This window comes from Ramlibacter albus (assembly GCF_014297445.1).
Lineage (GTDB): Bacteria > Pseudomonadota > Gammaproteobacteria > Burkholderiales > Burkholderiaceae_C > Ramlibacter > Ramlibacter albus.
Genome location: NZ_JACORU010000005.1, coordinates 349,514 through 364,140 on the forward strand (window position 1 = coordinate 349,514; position 14,627 = coordinate 364,140).

Consider the following 14,627-nt stretch of genomic DNA (forward strand, 5'->3'; position numbering starts at 1 on the left):
GCCCGCAGTTTAGTGCGGGCCGCAAGTCCCCGGTTGATCCGGCTCAACCAGCGGGCCCGGGCGCCTTCCTAGACTGGCCCGCATGAAGATCACCTTCCTGGGCGGCGCGGGCACCGTCACCGGCTCGAAATTCCTGCTGGAGCACGAGGGCAAGCGCCTGCTGGCGGACTGCGGCCTGTTCCAGGGCCTGAAGGAGCTGCGCCTGCGCAACTGGGACCGGCTGCCGCTCGCGCCGGACCGCATCGACGCCGTGGTGCTCACCCACGCCCACATCGACCACAGCGGCTACCTGCCCGCCCTCGCGCGCCAGGGCTTCCGCGGGCCCGTGTACGCGACGCGTGCGACACGCGATCTGTGCAGCCTGCTGCTGCCCGACTCCGGCCACCTGCAGGAAGAAGACGCGTTCTACGCCAACCGGCACGGTTTCTCCAAGCACCACCCGGCGCTGCCGCTCTACACGGAATACGAGGCGCGGCGCACGCTGCGCCAGTTCCGCGCGGTGGACTTCGACGAGGGCTTCGAGCCCATGCCCGGCGTGCAGGTGCGCTACTCGCGCGCGGGCCACATCCTCGGCGCCGCGAGCGCACTCGTCACGTGGGGGGGCGGCAGCGCGCTCTTCTCCGGCGACCTCGGCCGCGGCAACGACATGCTGATGCGCCCGCCCGAGCCGCCGCGCGCGGCCGACTACGTGTTCATGGAGTCCACCTACGGCGACCGCGACCACGAGCCCGTCGACGCCGCTGCCGCGTTGCAGGACGTCGTGACGCGCACCGCGGCGCGCGGCGGCGTCGTCGTCGTGCCCGCCTTCGCGGTCGGCCGCGCGCAGGCCCTGCTGCACCTGCTGGCGCAGCTCAAGCGCGAACGGCGCATCCCCGACCTGCCGCTCTTCCTGAACAGCCCGATGGCGGCGGACGTCACGCAGATGTACCACCGCTACCGCGAGGACCACCGGCTCTCGGACGCCGAATGCGACGCGATGTGCCATGCCGCCCGCGTGATCAACAGCGTGGAGGAGTCGCGCGAGTTGAACAACATCCGCTTTCCCGCCGTCATCGTCTCCGCCAGCGGCATGGCCACCGGCGGCCGCGTGGTGCATCACCTCAAGGCCTTCGCGCCCGACCACCGCAACACCATCCTGCTGGCGGGCTACCAGGCCGCGGGCACGCGCGGCTGGCGCCTGCAGGCGGGCGAGAAGGAGATCCGCATCCACGGCGAGATGGTGCGCGTGCGCGCGGAGGTGACGAGCCTCGGCTCGCTGTCGGCGCACGCCGACCGCGGCGAGTTGCTGGCTTGGCTGGGCCGGCTGCCCGCCGCGCCGAAGCAGGTGACGCTGGTGCACGGCGAGCCCGAAGCGGCCGCCGCGCTGCAGCAGGCCATCGCGCAGCAGCACCCCGCGTGGCCGTGCGACGTGGCGTCGCACCTGCACACGCGCGAGCTGTGAATCAGGCCTTGTTGTACGAGGCGAAGACGCGCGTCTCGCCGGTCTTCAGCACCAGCAGCACGTCGTAGGGGTCGCGGCGCTTGCCGTACTCGGGCCCGTCCATGCCGGGCGCGCCGATGGGCATGCCGGGGACGGTGAGGCCCACGGCCTGCGGCTTGTCCTTGAGCAGCCGGCGGATGTCCGCCGCGGGCACGTGGCCTTCGATCGCATAGCCGCCGACCAGTGCCGTGTGGCACGAGCCGAGTTTCGCGGGCATGCCCATGCGCTGGCGCATCGCGGTGTTGCCGCCGTCGTGCGCCTTGACCACGAAGCCCGCGGCTTCGAGGTGCTTCACCCAGTCCTTGCAGCAGCCGCAGCCTTCGTCCTTCCAGACTTCCGCGAAGACCTTGGGGGCCTGCGCGTGGGCAGCGGGGAGCAGGGGCAGGGCTGCGAGCGCCAGGACGGCGCGCCGGGAGAGTTTCTCGTTCATTTCGGTGGGATCGTATGCGAAGGCACAGGTTCCATCTCGCGGATCAGGCGCAGCGGCGGCAGCTGGGTGGATTCATGGGCCGCCTGCTCGATCTGGCGGCGCGTGACGTCGCGCATGATGACGGTGAGCCACTGCTCGCCGTCGGCGCGCGCCGAGGAGATCGACGCCTCGATGGGGAATTCCTCGCCGTCGCTGCGCATGCCGAAGACGAGCCGGTGGCGGCCCATCGCGCGCGCGTTGCCGGGCTCGCGCACGAAGCGCCTGACCATCTGCGCGTGCATGTCGCGGTAGCGCTCGGGCATCAGGTTCTCCAGCGGCTGGCCCATCATGAAGGTGCGCGTGGTGCGGAACATGCGCTCGGCCTCGTCGTTGAAGAGGACGATGCGGCCGGCATTGTCGGCCACGACCACCGCGTCCATGGCGGTGTCGAGCACGGCGCGCAACTGCCGCTCGCTGCGCTCCAGGGCCATCGTGGACTGGTGCACCTCGCGCGCGGCCGCGTCGAGCAGCGCCGCGAATTCGTTCGCCTCGCGGAAGGCCAGCGGCGGCACGTCCATCGGCAGGCCGATGGCGGCCTGGCGCGCGTCCGCGGCCAGGGTGGCCATCGAGTCGAGGATGCGCGCGGCCAGGCGCTTGACCAGCCACAGGCTGGAGAGCACGAGCACGAGCAGGCCGCCGGTGGTCCACAGCAGCAGCCCGCGCACGTAGCGGTAGAGCGACTCGTCGGGCGCTTCCAGCACCACCGACCACCCCGTCCAGTTGGAACGCGAGTAGGCCGTGGCGCCGGTTTCGGTCTCGACGACGCCGCTGTCCCCGCGCATGCCGCGCGGCCAGACATAGTCGCGGCCCGCGGTGTCGTCGCCGTCGGGCGCCCGCGTGACGACGTGGCCGGAGTCGTTGACGATCGTCGCCACCCAGCCGGCGGGCAGGCCCTGCCGCGCCAGCATCTCGTTCAGCGGCCCCGGCTCCAGGGCGATGAAGGCGCGCGGCGCGTCCAGCTGCAGGCGCGCGCGGATGAAGCGCTCGTCGAGCGTGGCGCTGATGGCCCGCGCGGCCAGCGTCATGGTCTCCATGGCCTCGCGCTTCTCGTGGCCGTGGTGCCACCACGTCAGCGCGGCGGCACCCAGCATGACGGGCAGGAGCGCGGCCGCGACCAGGCGCGCGAGCAGCATGCGAAGCGTGGGGGCGGGCGGCAACGGCGCGTGCATGCCTGTAGCAGACACCGGCGGCCGCCCCCCGAACATGAGGCAGATCAAACAGCCGTGCTGCGGCAGGACTTTTCCTACAACGGCTGGCGAGTTTTCGCCGACAGCGGTGTATCGATGGGCTTCCTACAGTGCTTCTTCCAACCGCACGACCTTACGAGAGAGGAAAACCACATGAACGCCGAAACCGCCACCCCCTTCCCCACCAGCCCCGACACGTCCAGCAGCGGCGGCAACGGCCTCAACGGCAGCGGCAACGCCACCGAGACGGTGCATCGCCTCGCGCAGCGCGTGCACGAGGCCGTGGACACGCTCGAGCAGAAGCTGGGCCAGGGCGGCGAGAAGATGATGAGCATCCACCAGGAATACGGCGACATGGCGCGCGAGCAGGTGCGCGCGCAGCCGCTCGCCGCCGTGGGCATCGCCTTCGCGGCGGGGTACGTCTTCGCGCGGCTGTTCAGCCGCTGAAGGCACAGGGCCCCCACGCTCCCCGCTTCGCGAGGATCGCTGCCCCCCGAGGGGGCGTTCGCGCCTTGGGGCGGCCCGGCGGCGCTCAGTCGTGGAGTTCGGCGCGAGCTTGCCTGAGCACGCTCGCGCCGGCCGTCGTCGCCAGCAACGCCATCACGGCCGCGACCGCGAGGTCGGGCCAGCGCGTGCCGGTGCCGAACACGCCGAGCGCCGCGAGCAGCACCGCGACGTTGCCGATGGCGTCGTTGCGCGTGCACAGCCACACGCTGCGCATGTTGGCGTCGCCCTCGCGGAACGCGTAGAGCAGCCACGCCACGCCCAGGTTCGCGGCGAGCGCCAGCGCGCCGATCGTGCCCATCGTGACGGGTTCGGGCGCGCGGCCTTCCCACGCCGCCCACACCGCGCGGCCGAGCACCACCACGCCGAAGAGCAGCATGCAGCCGGCCTTGACGATCGCGGCGCGGGAGCGCCACGTGAAGTGCATCGTGAGCACGGCCAGCGAGATGGCGTAGTTGGCGGCGTCGCCGAAGAAGTCGATGGCGTCGGCCAGCAGCGAGACCGAGCCCGACGTGAAGCCCGCGCCGATCTCCAGCAGGAACATCGCGGCGTTGACGAAGAGGGCGATCCAGAGGACGCGGCGGTAGCCCGGGGGCACGGGGGTGCCGGGTTCGACCACGTCGTGATGGTGGTGGTGATGACCGTGATCGTGGTCGTGGTCGTGGTGCGTGTGCCCCTGCATGTCCCCAACTGTACGATGAGCGCATGAAACCCTCCGTGGCGTCGGCCCTTGCGGCGGCGTTGCTGTTCGGCGCCGCGGCGCCGCTCGCCAAGCTGTTGCTGGCGCGAGTGGATGCATGGCTGCTGGCGGCGTTGCTGTACCTCGGTTCGGGGCTCGGGCTGCTGCTTGTGCGCGTGGTGCGCCGCTCGCCTCGCGTGCGGCTGGCGGCCGGCGAGGCGAAGTGGCTGGCGGGAGCCGTGCTGTGCGGCGGTGTCGCCGGGCCGGTGCTGCTGATGGCCGGGTTGTCGCGCATGCCGGCATCGGAGGCTTCGCTGCTGCTCAATGGCGAAGGTGTGTTCACCGCGCTGATCGCGTGGTTCGTGTTCCGCGAGAACGTCGACAAGCGTGTTGCGCTCGGCATGCTGGCCATCGTGGCCGGTGGCGCGGTGCTGGCTTGGCCGGGCCAGGTGGAGGGTATCCGCTGGCAAGGCGCGCTGCTCGTGCTCGCGGCATGCCTGGCCTGGGCCGTCGACAACAACCTCACGCGCAAGGTGTCGCTGAACGACGCGTCGTGGATCGCGATGGTCAAGGGCCTCGGCGCGGGCGCGACGAACCTCGTCATCGCGCTGGCATTCGGTGCCGCGTGGCCCGCGCCAGCGGCCGTGGGTTCAGCAGCGCTGCTCGGCTTCGTCAGCTACGGCGCAAGCCTCGTGCTGTTCGTCGTCGCCCTGCGCAGCCTCGGGACCGCGCGCACCGGCGCCTACTTCTCGGTCGCGCCTTTCTTCGGCGCCGTGCTGTCGATCGCGCTGCTCGGCGAAGACGCCACGTGGCAGCTCGGCGCCGCCGGCGTGCTGATGGCCGTCGGTGTGTGGCTGCACATCACCGAGCGCCACGAGCACTGGCACCGCCACGACGTGATGGACCACGCGCACGTGCATGTCCACGGCACCGGCGACGAGCACCACGACCACGTGCACGTGCCGCCTGTGCCCCCCGGCACGCGGCACTCACACGCGCATCACCACGACCCCATCGCGCATGCGCATCCGCACTACCCCGACGCGCATCACCGCCACGAGCACTAGAACTTCGCCGGCAACGGCATTCCACGCTTCGCCATCACCTCGCGCAGGCGGTCGGGGTAGTCGGTGATGATCCCGTCCGCGCCCCAGCCGATGAACCGGTCCATGACCGCAGGGTCGTTGACGGTCCACGGAACGACCTGCAAGCCGAGCGACTGCGCTTCCTTCACCAGCGCCTCTGTGACCGCACCCTGGTTCGGCGACCACACCTTGCCGCCCGCAGCCTTCACCATCTTCGGCGCGCTGCCATGGTCGGCGAACTTCAGCCCCGCGGTCCACGAGCCGTCGCGGGTGTTGTCGTTGTTCGGGGCCTGCACCGTGAGGTAGACGGTGGGGATGGAAGGCTGCAGCTTCTGCACGAGCTGCAGCGTGCGCCAGTCGAAGCTCTGGATCGTCACGCGCGAAGCCATGCCGGCATCGTTGATGACCTTCAGCAGCGCCTGCGTCATCGCCTCGGGGCTGACCGTGTCGTCAGGCTGCGAAGGGTTGATCTTGGTCTCGATGTTGAAGCGCACACGCGTTGCATTGCGTGCCTTCACCAGGTCGAACAGTTGCGCGAGCGTCGGCACGCGCGTGCCGTCCACCGCCTGCTGCGTCTCGAAGGTCTTCGCGTACGGCGTGCCGGGCTGCAGCCGGCCGACGTCGTAGGCCTGCAGCTGCGCGAGCGTCAACGAGCGGATCAGCGGCCCTTTCGTGCCCGGCAGCCATTGGCCCTGCGCGTCGCGCGTGATCAGCGGGTTCAGGTAGGGGTCGTGCGAGATGACGACCACCCCGTCGGCCGTGACGCCGATGTCCGTTTCCAGCGTGTCCACGCCGAGCGAGAGCGCGTGTTCGAATGCCGGCAGCGTGTTCTCGGGCCGCAGGCCGCGCGTGCCGCGATGCCCCTGGAGGTCGAAGGCGAAGGCGCCGGCGGAAACCGCAAGCGCCGCGAAGGAGAGGACGAGTTGGCGAAACATGCGCGCATTCTGCACAATGCGGGCATGGCACGTTACCCGGTGAACACCTACAAGGCCTACCACGCCCACGTCTACTTCGGCCCCGGCACGGTGGAGCAGGCGCGTGCCCTGTGCGAAGAGGCGGCGCGCCTGTTCAAGGTGCAGATGGGCCGGGTCCACGAGCAGAACGTGGGGCCGCATCCGCAGTGGAGCTGCCAGCTCGCCTTCAGCGCCGAGCAGTTCGACGATCTCATCCCATGGCTCGACGAGCACCGGGGCGGCCTCGACGTGCTGGTGCATGCGCTCAGCGGCGATGCCGTCGCCGACCACACCGAACACGCGTACTGGCTCGGCAAGGAGTACCCGCTGGACCTGTCCGCGCTCAACTGAGCGCCGCGGTGGACGCGACCCGCTGCGTCAACTGCACCCAGCCGATGCAGCTCGTCGCGCTGGCCGGGCACTACGGCCGCGGCGTCGATGTCGACATGTGCGGCCCCTGCCGCCTGGTCTGGTTCGACAACCTCGAGTCGGTCAACCTCAATGGCCCCGGCACGCTGCAGTTGCTGCGCGCCATCGATGCGCAGCGCGGTGAGCTGCTGAATGCGCTGGGCGGCACCGACCTGCCATGCCCGCGCTGCACGGCCCGCCTCAAGGTGGTGAGGGACCTCGTGAGCCATGGGCCGGTGGGGCGGCTCGAATGCCCTCGCGGGCATGGCGCGCTCCAGACGTTCTCGCAGCTGCTGGCGGAAAAAGGCCTCGTGCGTCCCCTGTTCCGCCCCGAGGTGGAGCAACTGCAGCGCAGCCCCGCGACCGGGCTCGTGTTCCACTGCGTGAACTGCGGCGCCGAATTCGACCCGCGCGTGCGCGAAGCCTGCAGCTTCTGCGGGTCGCCCCGGCTCGTGCTCGACCTGCAGCGCATCCTGCATGCGCTGGACCGCCAGACGGGTGTGGTGGACAGTTCGGTCGGCGGCCCGCCCCGGCAGGTGCAGTTCACGTGCATGCATTGCGGCGGCGCCATCGACGCGGCGCGCGAGCGCCGGTGCAGCCACTGCGCGATGCCGATCGCCGTGACGGACGTGGCCGAGGTGCTGCGGCTCATCGAGCCGTACGCCGCGAAGATCGAGTCGGGCGAAGCCGCGCCCGCGCACCGGGCGGTGGAGGTGGCCGAGGTGAGCGACGGCCGGCCGCACCTGTTGCCCATGGGCCTGGAGCGCAACCCGCTGGGCCCGCCGTGGTGGGTGTACGCCTTTTGCGCCGTCGTGGCGGCCGGCGCCGGGCTCGCGCTGGTGCGCTGCGTGCCGCTGGTGTAGAAGCGGGCTAGTGCAGCGACGACAGGAACTGCTTGAGTTCCGGCGTCTGCGGGTTCGCGAACAGCGCCTGTGGCGGGCCCGCCTCGTGCACGCGCCCCTGGTGCATGAAGATCACGCGGTCGCTCACCTTGCGCGCGAAGTTCATCTCGTGCGTCACCATCAGCAGCGTCATGCCGTCGTCGGCAAGCGACTCCACGACGCGCAGCACCTCGCCCACCAGCTCGGGGTCCAGCGCGCTCGTGATCTCGTCGCACAGCAGCACGGCCGGCTCCATGGCGAGCGCACGCGCGATGGCCACGCGCTGCTGCTGGCCGCCGGAGAGCTGGTCGGGCATCGCGTCGAACTTCTCGGCGAGCCCCACGCGCTCCAGCAGCTTGCGCGCCTGCGCCTCGGCCGCGGCGCGGTCCTTCTTCTTCACGAGCGTCGGCGCCAGCATCACGTTGCGCCCGACGGTCAGGTGCGGGAAGAGGTTGAAGCTCTGGAAGATCATGCCCACGTGCTGGCGCAGCTCGCGCATCGCGGCGGCGCTGTCGTGGCGCAGCGCCTGGCCGTCGACGGTGAGCGCGCCGTCCTGGAAGGTCTCCAGCCCGTTGATGCAGCGAAGCAGCGTGCTCTTGCCCGAGCCGCTCTTGCCGATGATGGCGATCACTTCGCCGGGCTGCACCTTCAGGTCGATGCCCTTGAGCACCTCGTTGGGCCCGAAGGACTTGCGCAGGGCGGTGATCTCAACGATGGGCGGCGTGTAGTTTTCGCTCGAGGCCATGGGCATAGAGGCTGATGGGGTAACACAGCGCGAAGTACAGCAGCGCGACGAGGGCGTAGACGACGAAGGGCTTGAGCGTGGCGTTGGTGATCATCGTGCCGGCCTTCGTGAGCTCCACGAAGCCGATCACGCTGGCCAGCGCGGTGCCCTTGATCACCTGCACGAGGAAACCGACGGTGGGCGGGATGGCGATGCGCAGGGCCTGCGGCATCACGACGTGGCGCAGCTGCTCGCCGAAGGAGAGCGCCAGGCTCTGCGCCGCTTCCCACTGGCCGCGCGGGATGGACGCCACGCAGCCGCGCCAGATCTCGGTGAGGAAGGCGCTCGTGTACAGCGTGAGCGCGACCGCGGCCGCGACCCACGGCGACGTGTTGATGCCGAAGAGCGCGATGCCGAAGTACGCCAGGAACAGCTGCATCAGCAGCGGCGTGCCCTGGAACAGCTGCACGTAGCCCGCGACGAAGCGTTGCAACGCAACGGAGGGCAGCAGCCGCAGCACCAGCAGCGCGAGCCCCACGAGCCCGCCCCCGATGAAAGCGATGAGCGACAGCGCCACCGTCCACCGCCCCGCGAGCAGCAGGTTGCGCAGCATGTCCCAGAGCGAGAACTCGATCATCGGAACAGGAAGCGGGGGCCCGCCCAGTTGAGCAGCTTGCGCACGGCGATGGCAAGCAGCAGGTAGATGGCCGTGGCGATGATGAACGCCTCGAACGCGCGGAAGTTGCGGCTCTGGATCAGGTTGGCCGCGTACGACAGCTCCTCCACCGAGATCTGCCCGCAGACGGCGGAGCCGAGCATCACGATGATGATCTGGCTCACCAGCGCCGGCCACACGCGCTTGAGCGCGGGCGGCAGCACCACGCGAATGAACACCTGCGTGCGCGTGAGCGCCAGGCTCACGGCCGCCTCGATCTGCCCGCGCGGCGTGGCCTGGATGCCGGCGCGGATGATCTCCGTGGCGTAGGCGCCGAGGTTCACCACCATCGCGATCACCGACGCGGTCTCCGGCGAGAGCTTCAGGCCCGCGGCGGGCAGGCCGAAGAACACGAAGAAGAGCTGCACGATGAAGGGCGTGTTGCGGATCAGTTCGACGTAGGTGCCGACGACGATGCGCAGGGCCAGGGGGCCGGAGCTGCGGACCCACGCGCAGGCGATGCCGACGATGACGCCGATCACTGCGGACACCGCGGTGAGCGCCAGCGTCAGCAGGACGCCCTTGGCCAGCAGCGGCCACTGGGCAAGTACGGCGGCAAAGTCGAGGGTGATGCGCATGTTCGTCATGCGTCATCCCGGGCTTGACCCGGGATCCATGCCCGCGTGTCGAAGCGCCGGCATGGATGCCGGGTCGAGCCCGGCATGACAGGTCGTCAGTTCGTCGGCAGGTCACCCACCGGCCGGCCCAGCCAGCGCACGGCCATCTTGTCGATGTCGCCGTTCTTGCGGCCTTCGGCAATGATCTCGTTGACCTTCGCGCGCAGCTTGTCCTCGCCCTTGCCCACGCCGATGTAGTTGGGCGAATCCTTCAGCACGAACTTGAACTCGGTGCCTTTCTCGGGGTTCTTCGCCATCATCGCACCGGCCACCTGCGCGCTGGTGGCGACGGTCTGCACCTGCCCCGCGACGTACGCGGAGATCGTGGTGTTGTTGTCCTCGAAGCGGCGCAATTCCGCCGTGGGCGGCGCCACCTTGGTCAGCTCCATGTCGTCCACCGAACCGCGGGTGACCGAGATCGACTTGCCGGCGAGGTCGGCGGGGCCCTTCACCGCCAGCGTCTTCGGCGCGAAAACGGCGATGTAGAAGGGCGAGTAGGCGATGGTGAAGTCGATCACCTTCTCGCGGTCCGGGTTCTTGCCCAGCGTGGAGATGACCAGGTGCGCCTTGCCGGTCTGCAGGTAGGGGATGCGGTTGGCGGTGGTGACGGGCAGCAGTTCCACCTTCACGCCCAGCTTGGCGGCGATGTAGTTCGCCACGTCGATGTCCAGGCCCTGCGGCTTCAGGTCCGTGCCGACGAAACCGTAGGGCGGGAAGTCCGTGGGGATCGCGATCTTGATCTCCCTGGCCTTCATCACGTCGTCCAGGGCGTTCTGCGCCTGCGCGGCGCCGGCTGCGAACAGGGCAGTGGCCGCGAGGGCGGCCAGGGTGAGGCGTTTGCCGGGGTTCATAGCACTTCTCCGAGATAGGTGGAACGGTCGGCGCGTTTCCTGCGCGCCGGGGCTGGGGAACTTGTATGCAAGACCTGTGCCTTGGCCGGCATGGGCGCGAGGGCGAGGCGCAGTTGCGCGAGCGGGTCGGGCGCGTCGGTTTCCATGTGCAGCTTCTTGCTCCAGGTACGCAGGTGGGCGGCCATCAGCTGCTCCGCCTTCTTCAGCTCACCGGCTTCGAGGGCCTCGACGATCTTCACGTGCTCGCCGCACGACTGCGCGGCGTCCACCGCGGACTGGTAGCGCATCGCCACCAGCGTGGTGCGGGCGGTGAAGTCGCGCAGCGTCTCGGCCAGCAGGCCGTTGCCCAGGCACTCGGCCAGGCACACATGGAAGTCGCCGAGCAGGAAGCTGCGCAGCCCCACGTCGCCGTCCTTGATCGCCGCCTGCTGGCTGGCGAGGTGGGAGCGCAGCCGCTTGAGCGCCGCCTTGTCCAGCGGCCTGCCTTCGCGGATGAGGCCGGTCTCGATGACGCGGCGCGCATCGAAGGTCTCCTGCGCCTCCTCCTCGGTGGGCTCCACCACGTACCAGCCGCGGCGGGCGCTCACGGTGACGATGCCGCGCACCGCAAGCCGCGTCATGGCCTCGCGCACGATGGTGCGGCTGCAGTCGAACAGCATCGCCAGCTGCTGCTCGCCCAGGCGCGAGCCGGGCGCGAGCTTGCGGGCCATCACGGCCTCGACGATGCGTTCGCTGATCTCGGAGGAAGTCGCCATGCGCCTTGCCCAGCAGGTTTCGTGCCTTCTGGTATACAAGGTTTGCGCACCAAAGTCGACATGGCATGCACCGGTTGCGGACGGGCGGCGCACCAGCGCGGGTCAGGGCGGGTCAAGGCGGGTCAAGGCGGGTCAAGGCGGGTCAAGGCGGGCGGCGGTCGCCCCAGGGTTGCGCGTGCTCGTACTGCGCGGCGAGGGCGAGTAGCTGGGCGTCCTGGCCTCGTGCGGCGACGAGGTGCAGGCCGACCGGCAGGCCGTCCACCACGCCGCAAGGCAGCGCGATCGCGGGCAGGCCGGCCGCATTGGCGAAAGCGGTGAACACGGCGTGGCCCCGCGGCGCCACCTCCTGGCCCGCGATGCGCGTGGGCCAAGGCTCTTCGGCGGGCCACGGCATCGCGGCCGCGGCGGGCGTGAGGATGAAGTCGGAGCGCGTGAAGAGCACTGCAAGGTCGCGCTCGAGCGCATGCACGGCGGCGAGTGCCTCGAACAGTGCCGCTGCATCGGAAGCCTGTGCCTCGCGCAGGCCGTTGCGGATGGCGGGCATGCACCGCGACACGTCCGGGGTTTCACCTGCGGCAAGGCCGAACTCCGCGAACGCGCTCGCGTCCTTGAGCATCCAGGCGAGGCCCGCGCCGGAGAGCGTGGGCCATGCCGCGTTCACGCGTTCGGCGATGTCGAAGGTGGGCGCTTCGTCGATGGCGTGGCCAAGCGCCTGCAAATGGCGCGCGGCTGCGGACACGCACGAAGCGATGCCGGGGTCGACCGGATGGGCGCCGAATCGAGGCACGTAGAGAATGCGCGCTGCAGGCGGCGGGCGCAGCGTCGCAGCCGCCTCGCCCGCGACCACCTCCACGAGCCGGTGCACGTCCGCAACGGTCCGCCCGAGCGCCCCCGGCACCTCGAAGTGCAGGAAGATCTCCGGCAGCCCGCCGCCTCGCGCAACTCGCCCCGCGCTCGGCTTGAAGCCCACGAGCCCGCAATAGGAAGCCGGCCGCCGGATCGACCCGCCGCCATCGGTGGCCAATGCCAGCGGCCCGCAGCCGGCGGCCACCGCCGCCGCCGCACCGCCGGAAGAGCCGCCCGGCGTCAGCCTCGGGTCCCAGGGATTGCGTGTGACGCCGTGGACATGGTTGTCCGTGTAGCCCTGCATCGCGAACTCCGGCGTGTTCGTCTTGCCGAAGATCACCGCGCCCGCGGCACGCAAACGCGCAACCGGCAGTTCGTCATCGCGCGGCACGAAGCCTTCGAGCAACCGGCTGCCCCAGGTGGTGGGCAGGCCGGCCGCGTGCAGGTTGTCCTTCAAGGTGAGCGGTATGCCGTCGAGCGGCCCGAGCGGTTCGCCCCGCTTCCAGCGCGCCTCGCTGGCGTGCGCGGCAACCGTCGCTCCCGCGCGATCCTCGGCGATGACCGCATTGAGCGCTTTCGTGGCCGCCAGGCGCGCGAGGCACGCGTCGAGCGCCTCGCCGGGCGTGAAGTCGCCGCGCGCGTACCCTTGCACGAGTTGCGCCGCGTCCAGGCGCCAGAGCTGCGTCATCACCTCATCATAGGCGCGGCCGTCGCGAACGTGACCGCGCTGGGAGCATCCCTGATGCCGCGCGCGGCCCGCCTGTCGTAGGCTCGTGGCGATGCAACCCAGCCGTCCGCACCACAAGTTCTGGCCCAAGCGCCTGCCGCACGCCATCACCGTCCCCGCCACCTCGCTGTGGGACAACCTCGAGATCAGCGCGCGGCGCTACCCGCACAAGAACGCTTTGGTGTTCTTCGACCGCACGACCACCTACGCGCAGCTTCGCGAACAGGCCGAGCGCCTGGCCGCGCGGCTGGCCTCGCTCGGCGTGCGCAAGGGCGACCGCGTGGTGCTGGACATGCAGAACTGCCCGCAGCTCATCGTCGCGCACTGGGCCATCCTGCGCGCCAACGCGGTCGTCGTACCGGTCAACCCGATGAACCGCGCCGAGGAGCTGAAGCACTACATCACCGACCCCGACGCGAAGGTGGCGATCACCACCGCCGACCTTGCCGCGGAGATCGCCAAGGCCGACGCGCAACTGCCCGAGGCGCAGCGCCTCGCGCACATCATCGTCACCCATTTCACCGATGCCTTCGACCCCGCGTCGCCGCAGACGCTGCTGCCCGACGCGTGGCGCGACTGGCTGCTGACGAAGCACCCCCTCCCGCAGCTCGCGAGCGGCAAGGCGATGGCCTGGAACGACGCACTGGACAACGCGCTGCCGCTGCCGCCGCTCGAAGTGGGCTCCACCGACCTCGCCGTGCTGCCGTACACGAGCGGCACGACGGGCCTGCCCAAGGGCTGCATGCACTTGCACAGCAGCATCATGCACAACGCCGCCGCCGCGGCCGTGTGGGGCAACGCGACGCCGGAGAATGTCACCCTGCTGGTCGTGCCGATGTTCCACATCACCGGCATGGTGAGCGTGATGCACAGCGCGATCTTCGCGGGCAGCATGCTGGTGATCATGCCGCGCTGGGACCGCGAGCTCGCCGGCACGCTGATCTCGCGCTGGAAGGTCACCACCTGGACCAACATCCCCACGATGGTGATCGACCTGCTGGGCAGCCCCAACTTCGACAAGTTCGACCTTTCGAGCCTGCAGCACATCGGCGGCGGCGGCGCCGCGATGCCGCAGGCGGTGGCGCAGCGCCTCTTCGAGCTGTACGGCCTGCGGTATGTGGAGGGCTACGGCCTCACCGAAACCGCTGCGCCTTCGCACAGCAACCCGGTGGACCACCCCAAGCAGCAGTGCCTGGGCATCCCTTTCATGAGCTGCGACGCGCGCGTGGTGGACCCGGACACGCTCAAGGAGATGCCGGTGGGCGAGCAAGGCGAGATCATCGTGCACGGGCCCATGGTGTTCGACGGCTACTGGAAGCGCCCCGAGGCCACGGCCGCGGCCTTCATCGAGTTCGACGGCAAGCGCTTCTTCCGCACCGGCGACCTGGGGCGGGTGGATGAAGACGGCTACTTCTTCATCACCGACCGGCTCAAGCGGATGATCAACGCGTCCGGCTTCAAGGTGTGGCCGGCGGAGGTGGAGGCGCTGATGTTCAAGCACCCCGCCATCCAGGAGGCGTGCGTCATCTCCACGAAGGACGCGTACCGCGGCGAGACGGTCAAGGCGGTGGTCGTGCTGCGTGCCTCGCACAAGGGGCAGGTGAGCGAGCAGGACGTCATCGACTGGTGCCGCGAGAACATGGCGGTGTACAAGGCGCCGAAGATCGTGCAGTTCGCGGATGCGCTGCCGAAGAGCGGGAGCGGGAAGGTGATGTGGCGGGCGTTGCAGGAGGCGGAGAGGTAAGG

At 70.0% G+C, this 14,627-nt stretch carries 16 protein-coding genes; 6 read left to right on the plus strand and 10 right to left on the minus strand.

All coding sequences use genetic code 11. The annotated features are described in order from the left end of the window. The first annotated feature begins 82 nt into the window (after positions 1-82). Entirely contained in the window at positions 83-1,441 is a 1,359-nt protein-coding gene (locus H8R02_RS15925; RefSeq protein WP_187082420.1) for an MBL fold metallo-hydrolase RNA specificity domain-containing protein, read from the plus strand. 1 nt (position 1,442) lies between these two features. On the opposite strand, the gene H8R02_RS15930 is transcribed toward H8R02_RS15925, so the two are convergent. After that, positions 1,443-1,910 (minus strand): DUF411 domain-containing protein, encoded by a 468-nt coding sequence (locus H8R02_RS15930; protein WP_187082421.1) that lies wholly within the window; start codon positions 1,908-1,910, stop codon positions 1,443-1,445. Further along, the gene (locus H8R02_RS15935) at positions 1,907-3,118 is read right to left on the minus strand and encodes a PAS domain S-box protein (RefSeq protein ID WP_187082422.1); all 1,212 of its coding nucleotides are present in this window, start codon (positions 3,116-3,118) and stop codon (positions 1,907-1,909) included. Before H8R02_RS15935 ends, H8R02_RS15930 begins: the two co-directional genes overlap by 4 nt. A gap of 171 nt (positions 3,119-3,289) precedes the next feature. Here H8R02_RS15935 and H8R02_RS15940 point away from each other — a divergent pair, with 171 nt between their 5' ends. Next, positions 3,290-3,583 carry a hypothetical protein gene (locus H8R02_RS15940; RefSeq protein WP_187082423.1) on the plus strand — a complete coding sequence of 98 codons (294 nt, stop codon included), beginning with the start codon at positions 3,290-3,292 and terminating at the stop codon, positions 3,581-3,583. Positions 3,584-3,668: 85 nt separating this feature from the next. Here H8R02_RS15940 and H8R02_RS15945 read toward each other — a convergent pair whose 3' ends face one another. Continuing rightward, positions 3,669-4,322, minus strand: coding sequence for a cation efflux transmembrane domain-containing protein (locus H8R02_RS15945; protein ID WP_187082424.1), 654 nt, complete (start codon positions 4,320-4,322; stop codon positions 3,669-3,671). Between the two features lie 23 nt (positions 4,323-4,345). Between H8R02_RS15945 and H8R02_RS15950 the strand changes: the two genes are divergently transcribed. Further along, entirely contained in the window at positions 4,346-5,386 is a 1,041-nt protein-coding gene (locus tag H8R02_RS15950) for a DMT family transporter (RefSeq protein WP_187082425.1), read from the plus strand. Here H8R02_RS15950 and H8R02_RS15955 read toward each other — a convergent pair. Further along, a complete protein-coding gene (locus H8R02_RS15955) occupies positions 5,383-6,339 on the minus strand; it encodes a glycerophosphodiester phosphodiesterase (RefSeq protein WP_187082426.1) in 957 nt (318 codons plus the stop codon). The two genes, H8R02_RS15950 and H8R02_RS15955, sit on opposite strands and share 4 nt — an antisense overlap. A 24-nt stretch (positions 6,340-6,363) precedes the next feature. Between H8R02_RS15955 and H8R02_RS15960 the strand changes: the two genes are divergently transcribed. Continuing rightward, positions 6,364-6,708 carry a DOPA 4,5-dioxygenase family protein gene (locus H8R02_RS15960; protein WP_187082427.1) on the plus strand — a complete coding sequence of 115 codons (345 nt, stop codon included), beginning with the start codon at positions 6,364-6,366 and terminating at the stop codon, positions 6,706-6,708. 8 nt (positions 6,709-6,716) lie between these two features. Beyond that, positions 6,717-7,628, plus strand: coding sequence for a hypothetical protein (locus H8R02_RS15965; protein WP_187082428.1), 912 nt, complete (start codon positions 6,717-6,719; stop codon positions 7,626-7,628). Between the two features lie 7 nt (positions 7,629-7,635). On the opposite strand, the gene H8R02_RS15970 is transcribed toward H8R02_RS15965, so the two are convergent. The 6 genes from H8R02_RS15970 to H8R02_RS15995 form a co-directional block, all read right to left on the minus strand. Beyond that, on the minus strand, positions 7,636-8,391 hold the full coding sequence (locus H8R02_RS15970) for an amino acid ABC transporter ATP-binding protein (RefSeq protein ID WP_187082429.1): 756 nt from the start codon (positions 8,389-8,391) through the stop codon (positions 7,636-7,638). Beyond that, positions 8,354-9,007 carry an amino acid ABC transporter permease gene (locus H8R02_RS15975; protein WP_187082430.1) on the minus strand — a complete coding sequence of 218 codons (654 nt, stop codon included), beginning with the start codon at positions 9,005-9,007 and terminating at the stop codon, positions 8,354-8,356. Before H8R02_RS15975 ends, H8R02_RS15970 begins: the two co-directional genes overlap by 38 nt. Next, the gene (locus H8R02_RS15980; RefSeq protein WP_187082539.1) at positions 9,004-9,663 is read right to left on the minus strand and encodes an amino acid ABC transporter permease; all 660 of its coding nucleotides are present in this window, start codon (positions 9,661-9,663) and stop codon (positions 9,004-9,006) included. Before H8R02_RS15980 ends, H8R02_RS15975 begins: the two co-directional genes overlap by 4 nt. A gap of 95 nt (positions 9,664-9,758) precedes the next feature. Beyond that, a complete protein-coding gene (locus tag H8R02_RS15985) occupies positions 9,759-10,553 on the minus strand; it encodes a transporter substrate-binding domain-containing protein (protein WP_187082431.1) in 795 nt (264 codons plus the stop codon). After that, positions 10,550-11,308 (minus strand): GntR family transcriptional regulator, encoded by a 759-nt coding sequence (locus H8R02_RS15990; RefSeq protein WP_187082432.1) that lies wholly within the window; start codon positions 11,306-11,308, stop codon positions 10,550-10,552. Before H8R02_RS15990 ends, H8R02_RS15985 begins: the two co-directional genes overlap by 4 nt. 142 nt (positions 11,309-11,450) lie before the next feature. Beyond that, on the minus strand, positions 11,451-12,842 hold the full coding sequence (locus H8R02_RS15995) for an amidase (protein ID WP_187082433.1): 1,392 nt from the start codon (positions 12,840-12,842) through the stop codon (positions 11,451-11,453). 91 nt (positions 12,843-12,933) lie between these two features. On the opposite strand from H8R02_RS15995, the gene H8R02_RS16000 reads away from it, so the two are divergent. Beyond that, complete coding sequence (locus tag H8R02_RS16000; protein ID WP_187082434.1) at positions 12,934-14,625, plus strand: long-chain fatty acid--CoA ligase; 1,692 nt, start codon at positions 12,934-12,936, stop codon at positions 14,623-14,625. Positions 14,626-14,627 lie beyond the last annotated feature (2 nt).